Origin of the sequence: Psychrobacter sp. ANT_H56B (genome assembly GCF_008369245.1) — a bacterium.
GTDB classification, from domain to species: Bacteria; Pseudomonadota; Gammaproteobacteria; order Pseudomonadales; family Moraxellaceae; genus Psychrobacter; species Psychrobacter cryohalolentis.
Window position 1 is genome coordinate 197,055 of the sequence record NZ_VOBF01000003.1, and the last position, 24,969, is coordinate 222,023.

Genomic DNA, 24,969 nt, shown 5'->3' on the forward strand with positions numbered 1-24,969 from the left:
GCTGTCCTTATTGCGATTAAGCAATAAGTCATAAATAAGATAATAATTCATGATGTCTTTAACATTATTATAAAAGCTAGGCTAACGCAGATTCACGTTAATAAAAGTCAGCTAAATGTACAGCTTATGTCTTTAACGCTTTACTTATATCTATATTATCCCTATTAAGGTGTTAATTAACCTTATGAAAATGATAGATCACAGATAAAGGATGATAGTAGTCATGTTGCAGTCGATTTTTAAGCGTCTATTAAATCGTAGTTCAGCATCTGCTAACTTAGTAACTGCTAAACAACAAGCGCGGTCTCTTACTGAAGGTGAAATTAATCTTGCACGTTCGGTTTTTGGTGACAGCCTCAGACTTGATGACGTTCAGCTGAAAACAGCATGGTGGGTACTCAAACATTACGCTGTGAGTCCTAATGGTCATATTTATTTTCATGCATCAGATTGGATAGATGATTTCAGCCAAGCGCCATTAGGCAAACAAGGTTGGCTGATACATGAATTGACACATGTGTGGCAGCTGCAACAAGGCTTGAAGGTGGTACGCGGTGCTATTATCGATCGTCGCTATAATTATGGACTAGAAATGGGTAAGCCTTTTTTTAAATATGGTATCGAGCAGCAGGCACGCATGGTACAAGACTATTTTGTTCGTCGTCAGCGCGGACAATACTGTCAAGATCTTGCAGGCTGCATTCCATTTTTAGTGGTTTAATTGCGACTAATCTTGAGCCTAGTAGACCATGCCGCGACTGATTCTTAACCTCTATATAGCTATGTGATATTTTTGTTTTTAACACAGGAAATAAATTCAGATGTTTAAATTTTGGCTAGTAAAACATGATAATGGTGTTTATGGTAACCTTACTAATAAAGGTATTGAGTGTCCACAGCACTCAAATGCCTTACTGGCAGCGGCATTGACTGGTGTCTTATTGTTAAGCGGATGTCAGCAGCAAGCAGCAGAAGAAAATGTAGCGGATAAGCCCCAAACCAGTGAGCAAACAAGTGAAGAAGACAGCCAACCGATGGCGCAAAGTGATTCTGCTGCCGCACGTATTGAGCAGTTCCAACCTTTATATGTTACCCAGTTTCAGGCATTGCAGGGGCGTCTGCAAGCAGAGTACGAGTCGCTACAAGCTGCTGATATCGCAGACAGTGAAAACGCTTTATTAGTCGATGAGCCTACTGTTGCAACTGGCAATAATCAGCCAGCTAACAGCGATCAAGGAGCTATAACTGCTACGCCACAACTAACACAAGATCCGGAAGCAGCTGCAAAGGATGTAGCAAATGGCAACTCTGCGACAGATACTGACACAAACGATGAAATTAACACCAGTACCGAAGTTGGTGAGCGCGATTTAACGGTGTTAAAGCGTATTAGCTTAGAGCCACGTAAGCCTGTGATATTAACTGAAAAGCAGATTATAGAACGCTATGAGCAAGCAATGGAAGCGCTTTATCAGCCAGTGACCACGCCACTGAATGCGCAGGATACGGATACTTTGATTAATGTCGCAACCTTAGTACCACAGCTTTTTGAAGATGCAGAAATTGCTGGCAGAGTCAGTTCTAAAAGCCCTGCATTGGCACGTTTAATTATTCAGCATCAAGTTTGGGAGCAGATAGAAGCCCAGCAAGTACTAGATATGCAAAAAATGAAACAAACCCAACAGCAAGAATTTGAGATGCTAATGGCAAAATTCAATGAAACGATTGAAGGTTATGATGAACAAATCGCTAAATATGAGCAAACGCTAAAAGAATTTAAGTAATCCGTTAAATTTAGCCATAAAAAAATCTCGCACATGGCGAGATTTTTTTATGGCTGTTTATTTTTACAAATGCTTAATTACTATTTACGATCTTCAACTTTAACGAAATCGCGCTGCGTTTCACCAGTGTATAACTGGCGTGGGCGACCGATTTTGAATGGTGCGCTGTGCATCTCTAACCAATGGCTGATCCAACCAGAAGTACGAGCTAGTGAAAAGATAACGGTAAACATTGACGTTGGGATACCGATGGCTTTAAGGATAATGCCAGAGTAAAAATCAACGTTTGGATACAAGTTACGCTCAACGAAGAATGGGTCTTCTAAAGCGATTTTCTCAAGTGCCATAGCAAGCTCAAGCTTAGGATCATTGATACCCAATGCGCCTAGTACTTCGTCACAAGTTTCTTTCATCACTTGTGCACGTGGGTCAAAGTTTTTGTAAACACGGTGACCAAAGCCCATCAGTTTCACTTCACGGCTTTTCACTTTTTCCATAAATTCTGGAACGTTTTCTACTGAACCGATTTCATCTAGCATCTCAAGTACGGCTTCGTTAGCGCCACCATGTGATGGTCCCCAAAGGGCGGCGATACCAGCAGCGATACAAGCGTAAGGATTGGCGCCAGTAGAACCTGCTAGACGTACGGTAGACGTTGATGCGTTTTGTTCGTGATCAGCATGCAAAGTAAAGATTTTGTCCATAGCACGCGTGATAACGTCGTTGGTTTTATAATCAACATCAGCAGGGGTTGCAAACATCATGTATAAGAAGTTTTCCGCATAATTGAAATCATTACGTGGATACATGAACGGTTCACCTTGTGAGTATTTATAACTCATTGCCGCAAGTGTAGGCATTTTAGCGATGAGACGAATCGCGGTAATTTCACGATGTTCTTCATTGCTGATGTCTAAATCTTCATGATAAAACGCAGATAAGGCACCAACGACACCAACCATAATTGCCATTGGATGGGCGTCACGACGGAAGCCTTCAAAGAACTTACGCAATTGATCATGAACACCAGTATGCTTACGAATTTTTTCAAAGAAATCGGCTTTTTGCTCAGCGTTAGGCAGATCACCATGAATCAGTGCATAAGCCACTTCTAGATATTCTGCATTGTTTGCTAACTGGTCAATAGGATAGCCGCGATGCAATAGCTCGCCTTTACCGCCATCAATGAAGGTAATTTTCGATTCGACAGGAGCAGTTGCCATAAAGCCTGGATCATAGGTCCAGTAGCCAGCTTGTTGGAAAGCAGCAACTTCGATAACTGACGGCCCTAAAGTACCTTCAGTAATAGGAAGTTGGTAGTCCTTACCATCTACGGTCAATGTGGCTTGATTATCAGCCATAATTTAATCTCCATTGTTTTAACTTGTTAGAACAAAAATAATAGTGACGCACACCCTCGCATCATAAATAGTCAAATGGCCAAAATGAATGTGACCTATTTAATATGCAGGCTATATTAGCAGTTATTACTTAAGTTTTGAAAAGACTTTTACTTGCTAGACCACCAATAGACGTGCGCTAGTAGTGCTTATCGGTTGTAAACTTTGTATCAAAATATGTCTAGTAGGTAATTTGACTGTAAACCCTCTTATTTATCATAGCGTAATGATTATTATTAACCTAGATATAAAGAGACAGTTTTAACCAAGTACTCTGTTGAGATATCTTCTAATATTTACTATAAAACAGACAGAGCATCATTAGCTGATACATTCGTTTGGCTTTATAGGTCACTAAGCCTGAGTAATACTAATGAATTCATATTGCAAATAGCCAGTTTTTTGTTAATAAATCTCTAATAACCACTATTTAGGGGATAAATTTGTAATTAGGGCTCAGTCATTTTATAATTAGAGGGATTTAACTGGCACTAGCTTTGCGCAAATTGATGACTTGTCCTAATAAAGTAGGTGAGGGGCTTTGCTCCACTCATACTTTGTTACGATTGAATAATCACTTTATAGACCAAGACCGAGCTTATCGCTTGAATATTCTTGTTAACTGTTCTATTTTTAAATAGCTTACAGTGAAGTTTACCTTAACAAAAAAGGATAACATAGAGATGACTCCATGGCGTTGTCTTTTTTTTGTTAATGGGAACCAGTAAAAATAGAATAGTTAATCGATTTATCCCGTGCTTCGTTTTGTGGTCTGTTAATATGTAGAAAGCTTATTGTTGAAAGGGTTTATTGAGCAATAGTTGAATGCCCATAATGACCCTGTCAATCTCCGTATACTTTCAGATTTAGCGCAAATTAAATGACGTCAGCTAGCTCTTCCTTCCTTACTTTATTCGTCTTGTGTGGTGCTCAGTGTATTTGGCAGACGATTGCTAAATCATAAGTAACTACCAGACATAACCGCAAAAAGGATGCCCGCTGTGAAAAGCAACCGACCTATTGATCTGCCCCTCAGCCAAGTGATTAGTGTTAATCGATCACCGATTGCGATTGCTTCAATCTTGCATCGTATCTCTGGCATCATTTTATTTTTACTTATTCCAGTCATGCTGTGGTTATTGCAGAATTCTTTGGCATCGCCTGAGAGTTTTGAAACCGTTTTTGACAATGTTTTAGTGCGCTTTTTGGCATGGATTTTCGTCGCCGCCATCGCTTATCACTTTGTGATGGGTATGAAGCATTTATTTGCTGATATGGGCATGAATGAAGAGCTGAAATCTGGCCGTGCTGCCTCTATGATCAGCTTTGTAATTGCAGCGATATTAATAGTCGCGTCATTTGTATGGGTGATGTTCTAATGAGAAACGATTCAGGAATAAAAAGCGCAACCAGTCTAACCGGCTCAGGCTCACGTGATTGGATAGTCCAACGTATCAGTGCGGTGGTCTTAGCAGTTTATAGTGTGGCGCTATTGGGCTTCTTTTTGACCCATGGCGATGTGAGCTACACGGAATGGTCAAATTTTATGACCAGCTTACCGATGCGTCTATTTAGCTTAGTAGCAGTTCTAGCGCTAGCCGGTCATGCATGGATTGGTATGTGGACCGTGTTCACAGACTATATCACTACTGGTAAATTGGGCGCGAGCGCAGCTGGCCTACGCTTGGTCTTACAGACATTAATGATTATTGCCGTTTTTGTATTTTTATTCTGGGGCATCATGATTTTTTGGGGTAACGGCTTCGGTGTCGTTGCTGTTTAACGCTCAGATAGATATGCATATTTTAGTAAGTGGTTGAAGGCGGCTTAGATACCCAGTTATATACAATTACATCATCCATATCCGTGCTTTGAGTCGATGATTCAGCTCGGAGTGTATGACTGGTTAAGCAGTCCTTGTATTTACTTCGCAAGTATTAACAGGCATTAGGAAAACCGTAATGGCAACTAGACAAGACAATACCATTAGCAATATCAAAACTTTAAACTATGACGCGGTCATCGTTGGTGGTGGTGGTTCAGGTATGCGTGCATCATTGCACTTAGCTGAAGCCGGCATGAAGGTTGCAGTCTTAACCAAAGTATTCCCAACCCGCTCGCACACTGTTGCAGCTCAGGGCGGTATCGGTGCAAGTCTCGGTAACATGAGCAACGATAACTGGCATTTCCACTTTTATGATACCGTTAAAGGGTCAGACTGGTTGGGTGACCAAGACGCGATTGAGTACATGTGCCGTGAAGCGCCAAAAGTAGTATACGAGCTTGAGCACATGGGCATGCCGTTTGACCGTAATGAAGATGGCACAATTTATCAGCGCCCATTCGGTGGTCATACCTCAAACTATGGCGAAAAAGCCGTACAACGTGCGTGTGCTGCTGCTGACCGTACCGGTCACGCGCTACTGCATACGCTATATCAAAAAAACCTACAGCAAGGTACTGAATTCTTTATTGAGTGGATTGCCCTTGATTTGATCAAAGATGAAGCCGGCAACATCAATGGCGTCATCGCGATTGAGCAAGAAACTGGTACTGTTGCGGTATTCCAGTCGCCAATTACTGTCCTAGCGACAGGTGGTGCTGGTCGTATCTTTGCTGCCTCTACCAACGCTTATATTAATACTGGTGACGGTATTGGCATGGCGGTTCGCGCAGGTATTCCACTACAAGATATGGAGTTCTGGCAGTTCCACCCAACCGGCGTTCATGGTGCCGGCGTACTATTGACCGAAGGTTGCCGAGGTGAAGGCGCTATCTTACGTAATAAAGATGGCGAAGCGTTCATGGAGCGTTATGCGCCAACGGTTAAAGACTTAGCACCACGTGATTTGGTTTCTCGTTCTATGGACCAAGAAATTAAAGAAGGCCGTGGTTGTGGTCCAAATGCTGATCATATCGTGATGGATATGACCCATTTGGGTGTTGAAACCATCATGAAGCGTCTGCCTTCAGTATTCGAGATTGGTAAAAACTTTGCCAACGTCGATATCACGAAAGAGCCAATTCCTGTTATTCCAACCATTCATTATATGATGGGCGGTATTCCAACTACGATTCATGGTCAAGTGATTGTACCGGATCTAGAAGCAGGTACGGATGAAGACGGTCTATATGCAAAAGGCAACGTTGTTAAAGGTCTATATGCAATTGGCGAATGTGCGTGCGTCAGTGTTCACGGTGCTAACCGTTTAGGTACCAACTCATTGCTTGATTTATTGGTATTTGGTCGCGCTGCAGGTAAGCATATCGTTGATGAATTCCATCATGCAGATCATAACTATAAGCCACTTGATCCTCGCGTCCTTGATTACACAGTCGGTCGTTTAGATAAGCTGCAACAGTCAACTTCAGGCTACAATGCGCAAGACGTTGCCGATGAGATTCGTGCAACCATGCAAACGCATGCCAGTGTATTCCGTACACAAGCGATGATGGACGAAGGCGTTGCAAAAATCTTAGCGCTAGGCGAGAAGATTGATCAAATTCATTTGGCTGATAAATCACAAGTCTTTAACACTGCTCGTATTGAAGCCTTTGAAGTGGGCAATCTTTACGAAGTAGCAAAAGCGACGATGATATCGGCGGCCCAGCGTCATGAAAGCCGCGGCGCGCACAGTGTCTCTGACTATGATCGTCCTGAAGATGATGAATACGCACCAAACGGTCGTAACGATAATGATTGGATGAAGCATACCTTATGGTATTCTGAAGGCAATAAGATTATCTATAAGCCGGTTCGTAAAATTCCATTAACGGTTGATTATATCGAGCCAAAGGTTCGTGTCTACTAAGTCAGACGCCTTGCGCCTGATGTGTATAGACAGCATAAACGTTTTATCCTTTATTCATTTATTAAAAAGGTGACCGCCAGCTACAAGCTCATGCCAGCGCCCTATTAATCCGTATTTGATTATTCTTGTCAGTACAGATTAATAGCCAGCGCGACTATGTTGCAATCCTTGTATGCCCGCCATCACCGACGTGTGGAGTTTAGCATTATGAGCCGAGGTACTCGCACCATCGAAATCTATCGCTACGATCCTGATCTGGACGCAGCGCCGCGCATGCAAACTTATACGATTGAGCTATTAGACTCAGATCGTATGTTGCTTGACGTGTTATTACGCCTAAAGAAGGAAGATGAAACTCTTACCTTCCGTCGCTCGTGCCGTGAAGGCATCTGTGGCTCTGATGGCATGAATATTAACGGTAAAAATGGTCTAGCATGTTTGATCAACATGAATACTTTGCCAGAAAAAGTAACCGTTCGTCCGTTACCAGGTTTGCCAGTGGTTCGTGATTTGGTCGTTGATATGAACCAATTCTACGAGCAGTACGAAAAAGTACATCCATTCTTAATTAATGATCAGCCAGCGCCTGCGACTGAGCGCTTGCAGTCACCTGAGCAACGTGACAAGTTAAATGGTTTATATGAATGTATTTTATGTGCCTGCTGTTCAACCAGCTGCCCATCATTCTGGTGGAATCCTGATAAGTTCTTAGGACCATCAGCACTACTGCATGCTGATCGTTTTGTTTCTGACAGCCGTGACAGTGATACGCGCGCGCGTCTGGCTCGTTTAGACGATCCATTCAGCTTATTTCGCTGCCGCGGTATCATGAACTGCGTATCAGTATGTCCAAAAGGCTTGAATCCAACCAAAGCTATCGGTCATCTGCGTAATTTGTTGCTTGATCAAGCAGGTTAATATACCTTTTAAGCTCAATTAGCTTTATAATAGCGCTATAAAAAACACCACCTGAGATAAGGTGGTGTTTTTTATTCGTTAAAATAAGCAAAACAATAGCGTAAAGTAACCATTCTTGTTAAGTCGTCTTAGAACAATATTTGAATTTGAATCAGAATAATGATGACAAGTAAGGCCATACTAACAATACGTTGCTTATATGTAAGACGACCTGTTATCTGGTCCATCTGCCTATATAATTATAAGTAGTAATGGCTAAGCATAAAAAATGCTTGGTTATTATAAGATTATAGGGGTGAATGACGATGATAGAAGGTATATAATACTGAGGTTAAAAAGGATGCATAGCAGTGATGTATGAATATGCAGGAAGTCAATCACCTATGAATTGCGTAAAGTGATAATAGATATTCATTGTGTAAATACTTAGTATTGAACAAACAAACTATGGCTGTAAAGGTAGGTATGTTACGCTATACAGCAGTGCATAATTTGTCAAATAGCCATTGTAGAGCTACAATAGCCAAGTTACCCAGCAGAAATGGCTTGTAAATAAGCCAGCTGAACAAAAAAATTTTAAAAAAAATGCTATAAATAACGATTTAGTTATAACTGACAGCATTATATATAAATTAATGTTTTGCGACGAGCGACATAAGAAAACTGAACGTTCACAAATAATTTGAATGGTGTTCTATGTCGATTGTTGATTGTTAAAAAGCTATTTATTCAATAGCTGAGCCGCCTATATCCAACAGATTTCACAATAATAAGCACGATTCCATTCATTTATCTATCAAATAGACGATTATTATGAATAGTATAACTAAAGAAGCAGCGAGCGTAGATCACACAGAGTTGGCCGCTGATAACGCCAATTATATTGATATTCTCTACGAGCAATACCTAGAAGATCCTAATAGTGTTGGCAGTGATTGGCAAACGTATTTTGAACAATACAAATCGCCAAATGATGCGCCGCATAACGCCATTAAAGACCAGTTTTTATTATTAGCCCGTAATCAGACCGCTAATAAGGTCAGCATCGACACCAGTAGCGCGACTACTAGTCATAGCAACAATGTTGGTGACAATAAGCAAATGGGCGTACAGCAGCTCATCTCAGCTTACCGTCGTCGCGGTCATCGCCGTGCGCAGTTAGATCCATTAAGTCTACACCCACGTGCGGAAGTAGAGGATTTGACCCTTGCCTATCACAATCTTTCTGACGCGGATCTAGATACGGTATTTCCTACTAATGATCTAAATATCGGTAAAAATGAAGCACCGTTACGTGAAATTATTGAAATCATGGAGCGCGTCTATTGCCGTTATATCGGTACAGAATATATGCACGTGACCACCAGCACAGAAAAGCGCTGGATGGAAAAATATCTAGAAACCAATCTAGGTCATATCTCTTTTGATACAGAAAAACGTTTGTCTATTCTTGAGCGTTTGACGGCAGCAGAAGGCTTAGAAAAATATCTTGCTCGTAAATATACGGGTGTGAAGCGTTTTGGTCTGGAAGGCGGTGAGAGCTTTATTCCAGCGATCAATGAAATCATTCAACGTGCTGGCGGTTATGGTACAAAAGAGATGGTCATTGGTATGGCTCACCGTGGGCGTTTGAACTTATTGGTAAACATCTTGGGTAAAAACCCTGCTGATTTGTTTGATGAGTTCGATGGCAAAGTTCAGCCAGAAAAAGGCTCAGGTGATGTGAAATATCACAATGGTTTTTCATCGAATGTGATGACGCCAGGTGGCGAGGCGCATTTAGCGTTAGCATTTAACCCGTCTCATCTTGAAATCGTCGCTCCAGTATTGCAAGGCTCAGTACGTGCGCGTCAAGTACGTCGTAATGATCAGCCACTTCATGAAAATAAGACGGGCAATTCAGTATTGCCAATCGTCATTCATGGTGATGCAGCGTTTGCTGGTCAAGGCGTGGTACAAGAGACATTCCAGATGTCACAAACCCGTGCGTACACGACGGGCGGCACCATCCATATTGTGATTAATAACCAAGTTGGTTTTACCACTAGCCGTCAAGAAGATGCACGCTCAACTGAATACTGTACTGATGTGGCAAAAATGGTTCATGCGCCAATTTTGCATGTTAACGGTGATGATCCTGAGTCTGTGGTATTTGCCGCGCAATTGGCGTTAGATTATCGTCATGAGTTTGACAAAGACATCATTATAGATCTCTTCTGCTATCGCCGTAACGGTCATAATGAGGCGGATGAGCCTTCAGCTACTCAGCCACTCATGTATGCAGTGATCAAAAAGCTACCAACGACTCGTACTATTTACGCGAAACAGTTAATCGAAGAAGGTTTGCTGAGTAAAGAAGATGAAACACGTTTAGAAGATGAGTATCGTGAATCATTAGATCGCGGTGAATATGTTGCCAATTCATTAGTAAACGAGCCTAACGAGCAGCTATTTGTCGATTGGAAACCTTATTTGGGTCACGATTTGGTTGATGATTGGGATACCAGTGTCGACATCGAAGTGTTGAAAGGCTATGGTCGCCGCATGGCACAAATGCCTGAAGGTTACAAGCTACAGCGTCAAGTACAAAAAGTGGTCGAGCAGCGCTTAGCGATGCAAACTGGCGAAGAGCCTTTGAACTGGGGTGCAGCTGAGACATTGGCATACGCATCACTGGTCGATAACGATAAAGTGCTGGTACGTATTACTGGTGAAGATGTAGGACGTGGTACGTTCTCACATCGTCATAGTGAGCTATATAATATTGAAGATGGCAGCATGTATGTGCCACTTGCTCACCTGAGTGAAGATCAAGCACGCTTTGCCACTTATAACTCATTGCTATCAGAAGAAGCAGTACTAGCTTTTGAATATGGTTATGCGACTACGGTGCCAAATGCATTGGTTGTTTGGGAAGCGCAGTTCGGTGATTTTGTTAACGGTGCTCAAGTAGTTATCGATCAGTTTATCGCCAGTGGCGAGACCAAATGGCAGCGCGTTTGCGGCTTGACCATGTTATTGCCGCATGGCTTCGAAGGTCAAGGTCCTGAGCATTCATCAGCCCGTCTTGAGCGCTTCTTGCAGTTATGTGCTGAAGACAACATGCAAGTCATCACACCAACGACGCCTGCACAGATTTATCATGCGCTACGTCGTCAAGCGGTTCGCCCGATTCGTAAACCGTTAATCGTGATGTCGCCAAAGAGCTTGCTACGTCATAAGCTTGCGACTTCTCAATTAGAAGAATTGGCAAATGGTAAGTTTGAAACAGTATTGCCAGAGATGGATCAGCAAAATCCGGACAATGTGACTCGTATGGTGCTATGTGGCGGTAAAGTTTATTATGACTTGCTTGAGCAGCGCCGTGCTTTAGGTCTAGACCATGTAGCAATCGTTCGTATTGAGCAACTCTATCCTTTACCAGAAAAACGCTTAATTGCTGAAATTGAAAAATACAGCAACTTAAAAGAAATCGTTTGGACGCAAGAGGAGCCGTTGAACCAAGGCGCTTGGTATTACTTAGCACCACATATGTTCCGTATTGTTGTACCGCATCCAACCAGAGCAAAAGTGATGGAGCCAGTTGCACGTCCTGCCAGTGCAGCGCCTGCGACAGGATCAGCAAAATTACACGTTAAGCAACAACAAGATTTAATCGCTGGTGGTCTTGGTATCAGTGTAGATGAGCTGTCTATTTAATAGCTCATCTAAATAACAGATTGTATGTAATCAATGAATCAGGCGATGACAGTCAGTACCCAGTGAGACAATTTAAATATCACATTTTAAATGGCACTGACTGCCTATCACGACTTAATTATAAATAGTAATATCCAAATCTAAGGAGTATATCGATGGCTGAAATTAAAGCCCCCGTTTTTCCAGAATCGGTTGCCGATGGTACAATCGTTGAATGGCATGTCACTGAAGGTCAGCAAGTAAACCGTGATGACCTATTAGCTGAAATCGAAACTGATAAAGTTGTATTAGAAGTGGTCGCGCCTGATAACGGTGTTGTAACCCGAATCGTTAAGCAAGTAGATGACACCGTATTGTCTGATGAGCTGATTGCCGAATTCGAAGCTGGTGCTAGCGCCAGTGCTGAAGCTGCTCCTGCCGTTGATCCAGATCAACCAGCTGCGCCAGTACAACCTAAGCAAGCAACAGATGGCGGTGAGCCAGTACAAGCGTCTGCTGAATCTGATCATAAAGATCAAAGCCCTGCGGTTCGTAAAGCAGCCAAAGAGTCTGGCGTAGATCCTAAAAACGTCGAAGGTAGTGGTCGCGGCGGTCGTGTGACTAAAACTGACATGTCAAACCCAACGTTGAAAGCGGATAGCTCAATCACTTCTGATAGTGGTCGTCCTGTTGCTGAAGCAGTTGGCGAGCGTACTGAAAAACGCGTACCAATGACACGTCTACGTAAAACAATCGCGAATCGTCTGCTAGCTGCTTCTCAAGAAACGGCAATGTTAACGACGTTTAACGAAGTCAACATGAAACCGTTGATGGATATGCGTACCAAGTATAAAGATCAGTTTGAAAAGCGTCATGGTACACGTTTAGGCTTTATGTCGTTATTCGTAAAAGCGGCGACTGAAGCACTAAAACGCTATCCAGCTGTGAATGCGTCATTAGACGGTGATGATATCGTTTATCATGGTTACTATGACATCGGTGTTGCCGTATCTTCTAACCGTGGTCTAGTCGTACCAGTACTGCGTGATACTGATCGCATGAGCATGGCAGATGTTGAAGCCAAGATTCGTGAGTTTGGTGGTAAAGCACAAGAAGGCAAACTTGGTCTAGAAGACATGGTTGGCGGTACGTTTACCATCTCAAACGGTGGTGTATTTGGTTCACTGATGTCAACACCTATCTTGAACCCACCACAAACTGCTATCTTAGGTATGCATGCCATCAATGACCGCCCTATGGCAGTTAATGGTGAAGTTAAAATCTTGCCAATGATGTATCTTGCACTGTCTTATGACCATCGTATGATTGATGGCAAAGAAGCGGTACAATTCTTAGTAACACTGAAAGAATTGGTTGAAGACCCTACTATGCTACTTTTAGATCTTTAAGTTTTTAGGCTTGTATCAGTATTGACTGGTACAAGCTTTTTAGCTTTGTATAGATTATCTTTTAATGCCTTTTAGCTTTTTCAGTTCTATCTTATGAGCAATGAGCTAAGCATACTCAGCAACTATCTTTATCGTCTTTTTAAACGCATCTATTATCTAGCATTTAGATATCGTATTGGTTATCGAACAGATAAGTCGATGGTTTACTAACGAGATAAAATTGGTTTATATGATACCTAACATTAAACTAAAATTAAAATAGGAACGTATTATGAAAGACAGTTACGATTTAGTCGTCATCGGCGGCGGACCTGGTGGTTATGAAGCAGCAATCCGTGCAGGACAGCTTGGTATGAGCGTCGCTTGTATCGAAAAACGCGTTTATAAAGGCGAGCCTGCACTTGGCGGTACTTGCTTAAACGTCGGTTGTATCCCATCAAAAGCATTGCTTGATAGCTCACATCGCTATGAAGCGACTAAGCACGACCTTAATGAGCATGGTATTACTACTGGTGATGTTGCTATCGATATCGAGCAAATGATTGCTCGTAAAGAAGGCATCGTTAAGCAGTTAACTGGCGGTGTTGCTGCGTTATTGAAAGGTAATGGGGTTGACTGGCTACAAGGCTGGGGCACATTAGAAGATGGTAAAGGTGCTGATAAAAAAGTTAAATTTACCGCCCTTGCTGATGAAGCAGAAACGACTATCACTGCTAAAAACGTGATTCTTGCAGCTGGTTCAGTACCGATTGATATTCCAGTTGCCAGAACTGACGGCGATCGTATCGTTGATTCTACTGGCGCGCTTGACTTCACTGCTGTACCTAAGCGTTTAGGCGTAATCGGTGCCGGTGTTATCGGTCTTGAGCTTGGTTCAGTATGGCGTCGTCTAGGTGCAGAAGTTGTCGTATATGAAGCACTACCTAGCTTCTTGGCTGCTGCTGACAAAGATATCGCTAAAGAAGCGGGCAAAATGCTGAAAAAGCAAGGTCTTGATATCCGTGTTGATACCAAAGTGACCAATGCTGAAGTGAAAGGCGATCAAGTCATCGTTACTAGTGAAACCAAAGGCGAATCTAGTGAAGAGAGCTTTGATAAGCTGATCGTTTGTGTCGGTCGTCGCGCTTATTCTGAGAAACTACTTGGCGAAGACAGTGGTATTCAATTGACCGAACGCGGTTTGATTGATGTCAATGATCAGTGCAAAACCAATCTTGATGGCGTTTATGCTATCGGTGATTTGGTACGCGGTCCTATGCTTGCTCATAAAGCCATGGAAGAAGGCATGATGGCGGTTGAGCGTATTCATGGTGAAAAAGCTCAAGTTAACTATGACACTATTATCAACGTCATCTATACGCATCCAGAAATCGCATGGGTTGGTTTGACAGAGCAAGAAGCAGAAGCTGCCGGTTATGAAGTCAAAACAGGTTCATTTAACTTAGCTGCAAACGGTCGCGCTCTTGCTCAAAGTGAAGCTCAAGGTTCTATCAAAGTCGTTGCTGATGCCAAAACAGATCGTTTATTAGGTATGCATGCGATTTCTGCTGGTGCAGGCGATATCGTCCATCAAGGTATGATAGCGATGGAATTTGTATCAAGCATCGAAGATTTGCAGTTGATGACGTTTGCGCATCCAACGATCTCTGAAGCCGTCCATGAAGCAGCATTGTCTGCGGATGGTCGTGCCATTCACGCGATTCAGCGTAAAAAACGTAAATAATTTTAACGGCTAAAAATATTTGTATAAAGATATGTTAAGTGTCTTAAATGGTTATTAGATGATGGCATGACCATCGCATTGTTCGAATAGCTATTTTGAATGACTATTTTGAATGATGAGTTGGTCTAACATACAGTAGAGCATTCTACGATGTATGAGTTTTCATTTTTTATTAATGGTAAAAATAAAGGATTCAATCAATGAATTTACATGAGTATCAAGCAAAAGAGCTATTGAAAAGCTATGGCTTGCCAATTCAAGAAGGCATCATTGCCTACAGTGGCGACGAAGCAGCGGCAGCTTTTGACAAAACCCCAACTGATATCGCAGTCATCAAAGCGCAGGTTCATGCTGGTGGTCGCGGTAAAGCGGGCGGCGTGAAACTGGTTAAGACTCGTGAAGAAGCGAAGCAAGTGACTGATGAGCTTATCGGTAAAAACCTTGTAACGTATCAAACCGATGCCGCTGGTCAACCAGTGAATTTCGTTTTGGTTGCAGAAGATATGTATCCAGTACAAACCGAGCTATATCTTGGCGCTGTTGTTGACCGCTCTTCACGTCGCGTGACGTTTATGGCATCAACAGAAGGCGGTGTTGAGATTGAGAAAGTTGCAGAAGAAACGCCAGAGAAAATTTTTAAAGTAAATATTGATCCATTGGTTGGTTTATTGCCATTCCAAGCGCGTGAAGTCGCGTTTAAATTGGGTCTTGAAGGCAAGCAAATCAATCAATTCGTTAAATTGATGTCTGGTGCTTATCAAGCATTCGTTGAAAACGACATTGATTTACTTGAAATCAACCCATTAGCGGTTCGCGAAAATGGCGAGATCGTTTGTGTTGATGGCAAAATTGGTATCGACTCAAACGCTTTATATCGTTTGCCTAAGATTGCTGCGCTACAAGACAAATCACAAGAAAATGAGCGTGAGCTTAAAGCGGCTGAGTTTGATCTAAACTATGTTGCCCTAGAAGGCAATATCGGTTGTATGGTAAACGGTGCTGGTCTTGCAATGGCTACGATGGACATCATCAAATTGTACGGCGGCAAGCCTGCTAACTTCTTGGACGTTGGCGGCGGTGCAACTAAAGATCGCGTTGTTGAAGCATTCAAGATTATTCTTGAAGACAGCAGCGTTGAAGGTGTTCTGATCAACATCTTCGGTGGTATCGTACGTTGTGACATGATTGCAGAAGCTATTATCGCTGCGATCAAGGAAGTTGACGTCAAAGTACCAGTTGTTGTCCGTTTAGAGGGTAACAATGCTGAGCTTGGCGCACAAATTCTAGAAGAATCTGGTCTGAAACTGATCTCAGCTCAAGGTTTATCAGACGCCGCTCAAAAAATTGTTGACGCTGTTAAAGCTTAATTGCTCAAGAGTATAAGGTGTTTGCTGTTATTCTACCGACGTTAACATTTAACGTAGCAGGATAGGCAAGCGCCTACCAGACAACCGCATACAAGGATAAGATAATGAGTGTATTAATTGATAAAGACACCAAAGTATTGGTGCAAGGTTTTACCGGTAAAAATGGTACGTTCCACTCAGAACAAGCTATCGAATATGGTACAAAAGTTGTTGGCGGCGTAACCCCTGGTAAAGGCGGTCAAACGCACCTAGGTTTGCCAGTATTCAACACCATGTCTGAAGCAATGGCAGCCACCCAAGCAGACGCTTCTGTTATCTATGTACCAGCTCCTTTTGTACTAGATTCTATCATCGAAGCAATTGACGCTGGTGTGAAGCTGATTGTTGTGATCACTGAAGGCGTACCAACGCTTGATATGCTAAAAGCCAAACGCTACCTTGAAACAGCAGGCGATGTACGTCTAATCGGTCCTAACTGCCCAGGCGTTATCACCCCAGGTCAGTGCAAAATCGGCATCATGCCAGGTCATATCCATTTGCCAGGTAAAGTGGGTATCATCTCACGCTCTGGTACTTTGACTTATGAAGCCGTTGCTCAAACTACTAAACTTGGTTTTGGTCAATCAACCTGTATCGGTATCGGTGGCGATCCGATCCCTGGTATGAACCAGATTGATGCATTGAAATTGTTCCAAGAAGATCCACAAACTGAAGCAATTATCCTAATCGGTGAAATCGGTGGTACTGCTGAAGAAGAAGCAGCCGCTTATATCAAAGACCATGTAACTAAGCCAGTTGTTGGTTATATTGCTGGTGTAACTGCTCCTGAAGGTAAGCGTATGGGTCATGCCGGCGCTATCATCTCTGGCGGTCAAGGTACAGCTGAAGATAAATTTAAAGCGTTCGAAGCGGCAGGTATTGCTTACACGCGTGACCCATCAAAATTGGGCGAGAAGCTAAAAGAAATAACAGGTTGGTAGTATCAGCAGCTAACTGACTGTTAATACTCAAATGACGTTGAAAAATAATGAAGGCACCCCTACAATGGGGTGTCTTTTTTTGTTTGAAAATTGCTTTGGATATCAATATGGAAAATAATAAAAATAAAATATTAGTGACTGGAGGCGCAGGATATATCGGCTCACACACTTGTATTGCACTGCATGAAGCAGGCTACGAGGTGGTGATATATGACAATTTATCTAACAGCAATTTTGAGGCAGTAAATCGTGTTTCTAGCCTTATTGGGCAGCCTATTGACTTTATCGAAGGCGACATTCGTGATGCTGATTCACTCAGGCAAGTATTTGCCGCGCATCAATTTTTTGGTGTGATTCATTTTGCTGGCTTAAAAGCGGTTGGCGAATCTGTAGCTAAACCCTTGATGTATTATGATAATAATGTGAGTGGTACGATTACCTTACTTAAAATCATGGCTGAATATGAGGTTAAAAAACTAGTCTTTTCTTCATCAGCTACGGTCTATGGTGATCCTGAAGTTCTGCCAATTAATGAAGACTCTCCACGCTCCTGTACCAATCCTTATGGACAGAGTAAGCTTACGGTTGAGCATGTTCTAGAAGATTTAGCGCTATCAGATAACAGCTGGAGCCTTATTCCTTTGAGGTATTTTAATCCTGTTGGCGCGCACCCATCTGGACAAATTGGCGAAGATCCCAATGATATTCCAAATAATTTAATGCCATATATCTCACAAGTTGCGGTCGGCAAGCTTGCTCAATTGAGCATTTTTGGCGATGACTATGCTACGGTAGATGGTACGGGTGTGCGTGACTTTATACATGTCACGGACCTTGCACAAGGTCATGTCGCCGCGCTCAATTATCTAAAGCAGCAGAAGCAAAGCTTAGGTTTTCTTCCGATCAATTTAGGATCAGGTAGAGGAACTTCTGTATTAGAGTTAGTTAGAGCTTTCTCTGCCGTATCAGCTAAAGATATTCCTTTTCAGTTCGTTGGGCGACGAGCTGGTGATATTGCCAGTTGCTATGCTAGTGCTGATAAAGCACAAGAGTTATTAGGATGGAAGGCAAGCTTGTCTATTACTGATATGTGCCAAGATACATGGCGTTGGCAAAGCATAAATCCAAATGGTTATAACTCAATATAAGTATTATAGAAAATAAACCCTTATCCATTCTTATTAAGTATGTATTAATCCTTATGAAAAAAATTACTCACGCGGTGATACCCGTTGCAGGCTTTGGTACTCGTATGTTGCCATTGTCTAAATCCGTACCTAAAGAGCTATTGCCGCTTGGTAATCGTCCTGCCATCCATTATGTGGTGGAAGAAGCTATTGCTGCCGGTATTAAGCACATTGTCTTGGTTGGTCATGCACAAAAAAGTGCGATTGAAAACTATTTTGATATCAATGCCGAGCTTGACAATCAATTGCGTGTTAAAGGTAAGAACGAGCTAGCAGACAGCTTAAACTGGCTACCAGATGATGTAACTATATCGATGATACGTCAGGGTATGCCATTGGGCTTAGGTCATGCGGTGCTTGCCGCACGCCCAATCATTGGTGAGCATGATTTTGCAGTACTGCTGCCAGATGTGGTGCTTGACCCTTTTAATGGAGATATGTCTGCTGACAATTTGGCGTTTATGATTGACGCTTTTTCTGTAGATAACCATTCGCAAATATTGGTCGATAAAGTGGCAGATGAAGACGTACATAAATATGGTATCGCTCAATTAAGTGAAGCGCTTATAGATGAGGGCGATATAGATGATAAAACAGATGAAAATGTCAGTTTTAAAGTGGCAGGTTTTGTAGAAAAGCCAAATCTCTCTGATGCGCCATCAAGACTCGCTGTGGTTGGTCGTTATGTCTTTAGTCATCATATTTTTGATTATCTGGCTAATACCCAAGCCTCAGTTGGCGGAGAAATTCAACTGACGGATGCTATTGATGCGCTTATCAGTGAGTATGGTGTCAATGTCACGACCATGCGTGGTAGCAGTTATGACGCTGGCGATATGCGCTCTTATATGCAAGCTTTTATATATTTCGCTCAGCAGCAATTAGCCGATGAAGAGTAGTTAATGAACGATACAAAAGACAATAAAGTCTATAGCAGTGCCCGCCATTCTAAATATTGGCAGAATCTGAAAGCAGCAGCTGAGTCGAAGTGGTCATTAGCTGCCTTGTTTGCACAAGATAATACGCGTACCCAACGTTTTAGTGCTCAAAGTGGGGCGCTGTATATGGACTACAGCAAGCAATGTCTAGATGATACTGTGCTAGAAAGTTTATTAAATTTGGCAAATAGTTGTGAATTGTCTGCTCGTATTCAGTCCTTGCTACAAGGGGCGATGGTGAATACCAGTGAAGAACGTGCCGCTTTGCATACTGCACTACGATTGCCCACCACAGCAAACTTACAACTTGATACGCAAGATGTAGTCGCTGATGTCCATCAAAGTTTGGGGCAAGTTGAACGCTTATCTGAGCGTGTACGCAGTGGGACATGGCGCGGGTTTTCAGGTAAAGCGATTGCAGATGTTGTTAATATCGGTGTAGGGGGTTCTGACTTAGGGCCACTGATGGCAACCACTGCCCTTGATGAGTGGGCAGATACCTGTGTTGAGGTCCATTTCGTCTCCAATATGGATGGCACGCAGCTGGATAATTTGCTAAAACATCTAAATCCTGAAACCACTTTATTTATTATCTCATCTAAATCCTTTGGTACCATTGATACCTTATCCAATGCCAAAACAGCATTATCATGGTTACTTGCCACCGCAAAACGTCGCGCGGGCACTGAGGACAGTGTGTTACGTCGTCATTTCATCGGTATCTCGGCCAATAGTGAAAAAATGAGTGATTGGGGTATTCACCCTGAGCACCAGTTGCAGCTTTGGGAGTGGGTAGGTGGTCGTTTTTCTTTATGGTCAGCGATTGGTCTTGCCATAGCTATTCGTATCGGTATGTCTGGGTTTAAAGAGCTGTTGGCAGGCGCGCATAGTATGGATGAGCATTTTGCGCAGGCGGATTTTGCAGAAAACTTGCCGGTATTATTGGGCTTAATCGCAGTTTGGAATAGCACCTTTTTGCAGGTAAATGCTCATACTGTGCTGCCTTATGATGGGCGCTTAAGCTATTTACCCAGTTATTTAACTCAGCTAGAGATGGAAAGTAATGGTAAATCGGTGACCCAGCATGGTGATCGTATTGATTATGATACCTGTCCTATTCTTTGGGGTGAAATTGGTTCCAATGCCCAACATGCTTTTTATCAGCTGCTACATCAAGGAACGCAGCAAGTCTCTTGTGATTTTATCGCTTGTGTACGTCGCTATAGTGATGAGGCAAAAAATACGCCACTACAACAGCAGCATGAACTGTCTTTAGCCAATTGTTTGGCTCAAAGCCGTGTACTGGCTTTTGGTAATGCTGCTATCGCTGAAACGGATGGTCAAATTGCTTGCGATGCTGATAAATATAAATACTACCGAGGCAACCAGCCTTCTACAACCTTGCTGATTGATGAACTTACTCCGCATAGCTTGGGGGCGTTAATCGCGCTTTATGAGCATAAGGTTTATGTCATGGCCAGTATTTGGGATATCAATCCATTTGATCAATGGGGCGTTGAGATGGGTAAGCAGATGGCAGAGTCCGTTCATGATGCGATGCAGCAAGAGGGTAACGCACCATTCGATACCTCAACCAATCAGCTGTTAAAACACATCAAACAGCTTTCTTGAGAGCTCTGCTATATTAATAACGACTAAAGGTACACTCATGAGCGCCGAGACTATGGATAAAAACATGCCCCAATCTGAATCCAATTCGTTTAGCTATTTGGCAAAAGATTCTGCTGTCTGCGTACTTATTGGTCATAGTATTGAGGCGGTGACCAGTGCTGTCGTACTGGCAAGTCTTGGTCAGCAAGTGCATTTATACGCAGACCAAGAGATATTGGCGCAGCAGCTACATCAATATGGCTTTGAGCATCATTTGCAGGCACTATGGCAAATGTATACGCAGCAACAGCACATTATGAGTTTTGCACTGCCTAATACCGCTGATAAGCTTATACAGCTTTATGAAGTAGCAGGTCATAGCAATACGAAGGCTATCGACGAGCAGCAAGAGGTAAATCAACCAAAATCAGTAATCCTATATTGGTTGTTTTTAGACAGTATCGATTCGGTATGGGTAGAGGATGATTGGCTTACCGCTTTTAATCACAGTCAACAGCAGACACAACCGCTCATAATGAGTGGCATTAAGCAGCTTGGCACTATAGATGCATTGTCTCAGCGCTTAAAGCGTGCTTGGGTCTATTATCTACCGTTCGTTTTCTTAAAAGATGGCGACGCTTATAGCTCGATGTTAAATCCGTCACTATGGCTACTCGGTGAAAAAACCTCTAATAGTCGTCATCATTTGGGTATGCTACAGCCATTAATGCAGCATGCGCGTGCTACTCATTATGCCAATATCGCAACTATCGAATTTGCTCGTAGTAGCATCATGGCGATGCTCGCAACGCGGGTCAGTTTCATGAATGAGATGTCACGCTTGGCGGATAGTCAACAAGTCGATATCCAGCAAGTCAGCCATATCATGGGGCTTGATGAGCGCGTGGGCAGTAGCTACTTGCAGGCGGGCTGGGGGTTTGGTGGTAATACGCTACCGACCGAATTGCTTCAGCTACAGCAATCAAGTCAAGCACAGAGCTTGGCCATGCCGCTATTGCAATCGGTTATCCATATTAACGAAGACCAAAAAGAGCTGATATTCCGCAAATTTTGGCAATATTTTGATGGTTTTATCGATAATAAAACCGTTATGATTTGGGGCGGTAGTTATAAAGCCGGCTCGGGACGGACAGCAGAGTCGGCTATTCACCCATTATTAGCATTATTATGGTCTTATAATATTCGCACGCTGGTTTATAGTGATAAAGCGCAAACGGAGCTTGCCGCGCTTTATAAGCAGCAGCCATTACTTGAACTGATAAACAATCCTTATCAACAGCTTAATGAGGCGCAGGCAATCTTTATTATCAGCTGGTTACCAGAAAATAGACTAGATATTGCTAAGCTTAATGAGCAAGCGATGCCCGTATTCGATGCGCAAAATGCCTTGTCACGAACGCAGATAGATGGTCTAGTCGGCGACTATATGGGGATTGGTCGCGCTAAATAAGATTTTCTATCAAGTATAAAGTAAGCTCAGTAGACAAACAATTATTAGACTAAAGCTAAATGAAAGCGCCGATTAATATAAAAATTAATCGGCGCTTTTTTTATCTTTATAAGTTTAGAATGTCTTTATTCAGCACAGCAGCTATTTAAGCAGGTACAGCACCTTTACTGGCAAGCCATTGTTGAATCTCCTGGGTCTTGCCTTGTAATAAATCCTTATCACCGCGACTTTCAATATTTAACCGAACTAATGGTTCAGTATTTGAGGCGCGTAAGTTAAAACGCCATTCGCCAAAATTGAGGCTTAAGCCATCAAGGGTAGATTTAGCTGGATTTTTAGCGCTAAACTTTTCTTCAATCGCTTTAATAATCGCCTGCGCATCATGCGTGGTCAGATGAAAGTTCAGCTCGCCTGAGCTTGGATACGCTTTAATATAACCGCTGACCAATTCTGACAAGGTTTTACCAGTAATCGATAATAACTCAATGGTTAGCAGCCAAGGAATCATACCGCTATCGCAGTAGAAAAAATCGCGGAAATAATGATGCGCTGACATCTCGCCGCCATAAACCGCGCCAGAATCACGCATCACCTGCTTAATAAATGAGTGCCCAGATTTACTAATAACCGCTTTGCCATTATGCTCATGAATGACGGCTTCAGTGTTATAAATTACCCGTGGATCATAAACAATCGACTCGCCCGCATACTTATTTAAAAAGGCTTGTGCCAGCATTCCAACGACATAGCTACCATCGATAAATTCGCCGTATTCATCGAATAAGAAACAGCGGTCAAAATCGCCATCAAAGGCAATGCCAAGGTCGGCTTTATGTGCTAACACGGCTTGCTGAGTGGCGGTTCTATTAGCCAAAATCATCGGATTAGGGATGCCATTTGGAAAACTACCATCAGGCTCATGATGCAGTTTGATGACTTCAATCGGTGCGCCAGTTTGTGCTAACTTATCGATTAATAAATCAACCACTGGCCCTGCGCTACCATTGCCTGAATTGATAACCAGCTTAAGCGGTTTTAATTTATCAGTATCAATGAAAGTCATCACATGATCGATATAAGCGCTTTTATCCGTCAGTAATTGTAGGTTGCCTAACGTATTGTCAGTGTTGAATTGACCTGATTCTGCCAATGCTTGAATCTCTGCCAAGCCATCATCGGCGCTAATCGGTTTTGAGTGCTCTTTGACCAGTTTTAAGCCATTATAATTAATGGGATTGTGACTTGCTGTGACTTCGATACCGCCCAACGCTTGATAATAGCTAGTAGCAAAGTAGACCTCTTCTGTACCTGTCATTCCCAAATCAATCACATGGACGCCAGCATCTAGCATACCTTTGATGGAGGCTTGTTTTAACTGCTCACTTGAATGGCGGATATCGCTGCCAATCACGATAGCTGGTTTTACGTCTTGTAAGTCAGAGGGGGCATCAGCTGTGCTATAACGCTCGAATAAAATCTGGGCAAAAGCACGTCCGATACGATAAGCGATGTCTTCATCGAGATTGACGCCAAGCTCGCCGCGGATATCGTAAGCTTTAAATGAATCAATTTTAATCGGTGCGAACTGGGTTTGAGTCGCATAGCTGGCATTATTCGTATCGGATGTGGGCATAACGATAAAATCCTTGCGTTTAAGCAGTGAGATGATAATTAAGTAGATTACTCAATTATAAGCTAATCAGTGTTCAATGCTACACTAACGACAAAATCGTTATAAACTTAATATGGTTCTATTTAATAACCAATAAAAGTATAAGAGTGTTTTTTTATGAGTAACCCAAAAAATAAAGTTAAAGTGCCGACACTAGTACAAGGAACGCCAGAAGCAAGTGGCGAATTAGCGGATTTGTTGTCCTTAATGGCGCGGTTGCGTAGCGATTGTCCGTGGGATAAAAAGCAAAGCAATCATAGCTTAATTCCGTATGCGATTGAAGAAGCCTATGAGCTCGGCGAAGCGGTACAAAGTAATGATGATGAAGACATCAAAGGCGAGCTTGGCGATGTGCTGCTGCAAGTGGTTTTTCATTGTCAGATGTACGCTGAACAAGAGCGCTTTGATATGAGTGATGTGATTACCACTTTACAAGAAAAGCTGATTCGCCGGCATCCGCATGTGTTTGAAGCAGAAACTCTTAAAGATGAAGCCGCGGTAAAAGAACGCTGGGATGAGATTAAGGCGGAGGAGCAACAAGCCCGCGCTGCACGTGGCAAACCACAGCGTCGTTTGGACAATACCAAAGCAGGCAGCGCGCTCATGCAAGCGCAGGATGTACAAAAACAGGCGTCAAAATTGGGTTTTGATTGGGAAGGTGTCAGCGGTGCGTTCGATAAGCTTAATGAAGAAGTGAGCGAGTTAAAAGCTGAACTATTAGATAAATCAAAAGACGATATAAACGCCAATATCGCTGATATTGAAAAAGAGCTTGGCGATTGCATGTTTGCGCTGGTTAATGTGGCACGCAAGTTAGACCTTGATGCGGAAACAGCAACGCTGACCTGTGTACATAAATTTAAATCGCGTTTTGGCTATATTGAAGATCAACTAGCCGCTGCTGGCAAGCGCTTAGAAGATAGTAATATTAATGAAATGGACGCATTATGGGAAGCGGCTAAACAACATGAACGCACCTAGTAAGTATTTACTCGCTACCTTGCTCCCTAAATTACTCC

18 protein-coding genes are annotated in these 24,969 nt (G+C 42.6%); 16 read left to right on the top strand and 2 right to left on the bottom strand.

Features of this window, described 5'->3' with window-relative positions:
- Positions 1–223: 223 nt before the first annotated feature.
- Positions 224–721 (top strand): type IV secretion protein Rhs, encoded by a 498-nt coding sequence (locus FQ082_RS05655; RefSeq protein ID WP_149492368.1) that lies wholly within the window; start codon positions 224–226, stop codon positions 719–721.
- 100 nt (positions 722–821) lie between these two features.
- Positions 822–1,784: a hypothetical protein gene (locus FQ082_RS05660; protein WP_149492369.1), complete on the top strand. Its 963-nt coding sequence runs from the start codon at positions 822–824 to the stop codon at positions 1,782–1,784.
- An 80-nt stretch (positions 1,785–1,864) separates the two neighbouring features.
- Here the strand turns inward: FQ082_RS05660 and gltA are convergent, their stop codons facing one another.
- Positions 1,865–3,145, bottom strand: coding sequence for a citrate synthase (gene gltA / locus FQ082_RS05665; RefSeq protein ID WP_011512481.1), 1,281 nt, complete (start codon positions 3,143–3,145; stop codon positions 1,865–1,867).
- A gap of 1,031 nt (positions 3,146–4,176) precedes the next feature.
- Here gltA and sdhC point away from each other — a divergent pair.
- The 13 genes from sdhC to FQ082_RS05730 all read left to right on the top strand — a co-directional run bounded on the left by sdhC (position 4,177) and on the right by FQ082_RS05730 (position 22,278).
- Positions 4,177–4,563, top strand: coding sequence for a succinate dehydrogenase, cytochrome b556 subunit (gene sdhC / locus FQ082_RS05670; RefSeq protein WP_011512482.1), 387 nt, complete (start codon positions 4,177–4,179; stop codon positions 4,561–4,563).
- 17 nt (positions 4,564–4,580) lie between these two features.
- Positions 4,581–4,967, top strand: coding sequence for a succinate dehydrogenase, hydrophobic membrane anchor protein (gene sdhD / locus FQ082_RS05675; RefSeq protein WP_262498170.1), 387 nt, complete (start codon positions 4,581–4,583; stop codon positions 4,965–4,967).
- Positions 4,968–5,145: 178 nt separating this feature from the next.
- Positions 5,146–6,996 carry a succinate dehydrogenase flavoprotein subunit gene (gene sdhA / locus FQ082_RS05680; RefSeq protein WP_011512484.1) on the top strand — a complete coding sequence of 617 codons (1,851 nt, stop codon included), beginning with the start codon at positions 5,146–5,148 and terminating at the stop codon, positions 6,994–6,996.
- Between the two features lie 207 nt (positions 6,997–7,203).
- Positions 7,204–7,914 carry a succinate dehydrogenase iron-sulfur subunit gene (locus FQ082_RS05685; RefSeq protein ID WP_011512485.1) on the top strand — a complete coding sequence of 237 codons (711 nt, stop codon included), beginning with the start codon at positions 7,204–7,206 and terminating at the stop codon, positions 7,912–7,914.
- 813 nt (positions 7,915–8,727) lie between these two features.
- A complete protein-coding gene (locus FQ082_RS05690) occupies positions 8,728–11,613 on the top strand; it encodes a 2-oxoglutarate dehydrogenase E1 component (protein WP_149492371.1) in 2,886 nt (961 codons plus the stop codon).
- Positions 11,614–11,768: 155 nt separating this feature from the next.
- The gene (gene odhB, locus FQ082_RS05695; RefSeq protein WP_011512487.1) at positions 11,769–13,001 is read left to right on the top strand and encodes a 2-oxoglutarate dehydrogenase complex dihydrolipoyllysine-residue succinyltransferase; all 1,233 of its coding nucleotides are present in this window, start codon (positions 11,769–11,771) and stop codon (positions 12,999–13,001) included.
- A gap of 271 nt (positions 13,002–13,272) precedes the next feature.
- Entirely contained in the window at positions 13,273–14,724 is a 1,452-nt protein-coding gene (gene lpdA, locus FQ082_RS05700; protein ID WP_149492372.1) for a dihydrolipoyl dehydrogenase, read from the top strand.
- A 200-nt stretch (positions 14,725–14,924) separates the two neighbouring features.
- Complete coding sequence (gene sucC, locus FQ082_RS05705) at positions 14,925–16,091, top strand: ADP-forming succinate--CoA ligase subunit beta (protein WP_011512489.1); 1,167 nt, start codon at positions 14,925–14,927, stop codon at positions 16,089–16,091.
- A 104-nt stretch (positions 16,092–16,195) separates the two neighbouring features.
- Positions 16,196–17,071, top strand: coding sequence for a succinate--CoA ligase subunit alpha (gene sucD, locus FQ082_RS05710; protein ID WP_149492373.1), 876 nt, complete (start codon positions 16,196–16,198; stop codon positions 17,069–17,071).
- Between the two features lie 107 nt (positions 17,072–17,178).
- The gene (gene galE / locus FQ082_RS05715) at positions 17,179–18,219 is read left to right on the top strand and encodes a UDP-glucose 4-epimerase GalE (RefSeq protein ID WP_149492374.1); all 1,041 of its coding nucleotides are present in this window, start codon (positions 17,179–17,181) and stop codon (positions 18,217–18,219) included.
- A gap of 53 nt (positions 18,220–18,272) precedes the next feature.
- Positions 18,273–19,157: a UTP--glucose-1-phosphate uridylyltransferase gene (locus tag FQ082_RS05720; RefSeq protein ID WP_149492375.1), complete on the top strand. Its 885-nt coding sequence runs from the start codon at positions 18,273–18,275 to the stop codon at positions 19,155–19,157.
- A gap of 3 nt (positions 19,158–19,160) precedes the next feature.
- The gene (pgi, locus tag FQ082_RS05725) at positions 19,161–20,828 is read left to right on the top strand and encodes a glucose-6-phosphate isomerase (RefSeq protein ID WP_149492376.1); all 1,668 of its coding nucleotides are present in this window, start codon (positions 19,161–19,163) and stop codon (positions 20,826–20,828) included.
- Between the two features lie 37 nt (positions 20,829–20,865).
- The gene (locus FQ082_RS05730; RefSeq protein ID WP_149492377.1) at positions 20,866–22,278 is read left to right on the top strand and encodes a UDP-glucose/GDP-mannose dehydrogenase family protein; all 1,413 of its coding nucleotides are present in this window, start codon (positions 20,866–20,868) and stop codon (positions 22,276–22,278) included.
- Between the two features lie 145 nt (positions 22,279–22,423).
- Here the strand turns inward: FQ082_RS05730 and FQ082_RS05735 are convergent, their stop codons facing one another.
- Entirely contained in the window at positions 22,424–23,911 is a 1,488-nt protein-coding gene (locus FQ082_RS05735; protein WP_149492378.1) for a phosphomannomutase CpsG, read from the bottom strand.
- Positions 23,912–24,067: 156 nt separating this feature from the next.
- Between FQ082_RS05735 and mazG the strand changes: the two genes are divergently transcribed.
- Positions 24,068–24,931, top strand: a complete 864-nt coding sequence (gene mazG / locus FQ082_RS05740) for a nucleoside triphosphate pyrophosphohydrolase (protein WP_149492379.1) — start codon at positions 24,068–24,070, stop codon at positions 24,929–24,931.
- Positions 24,932–24,969: the final 38 nt, after the last annotated feature.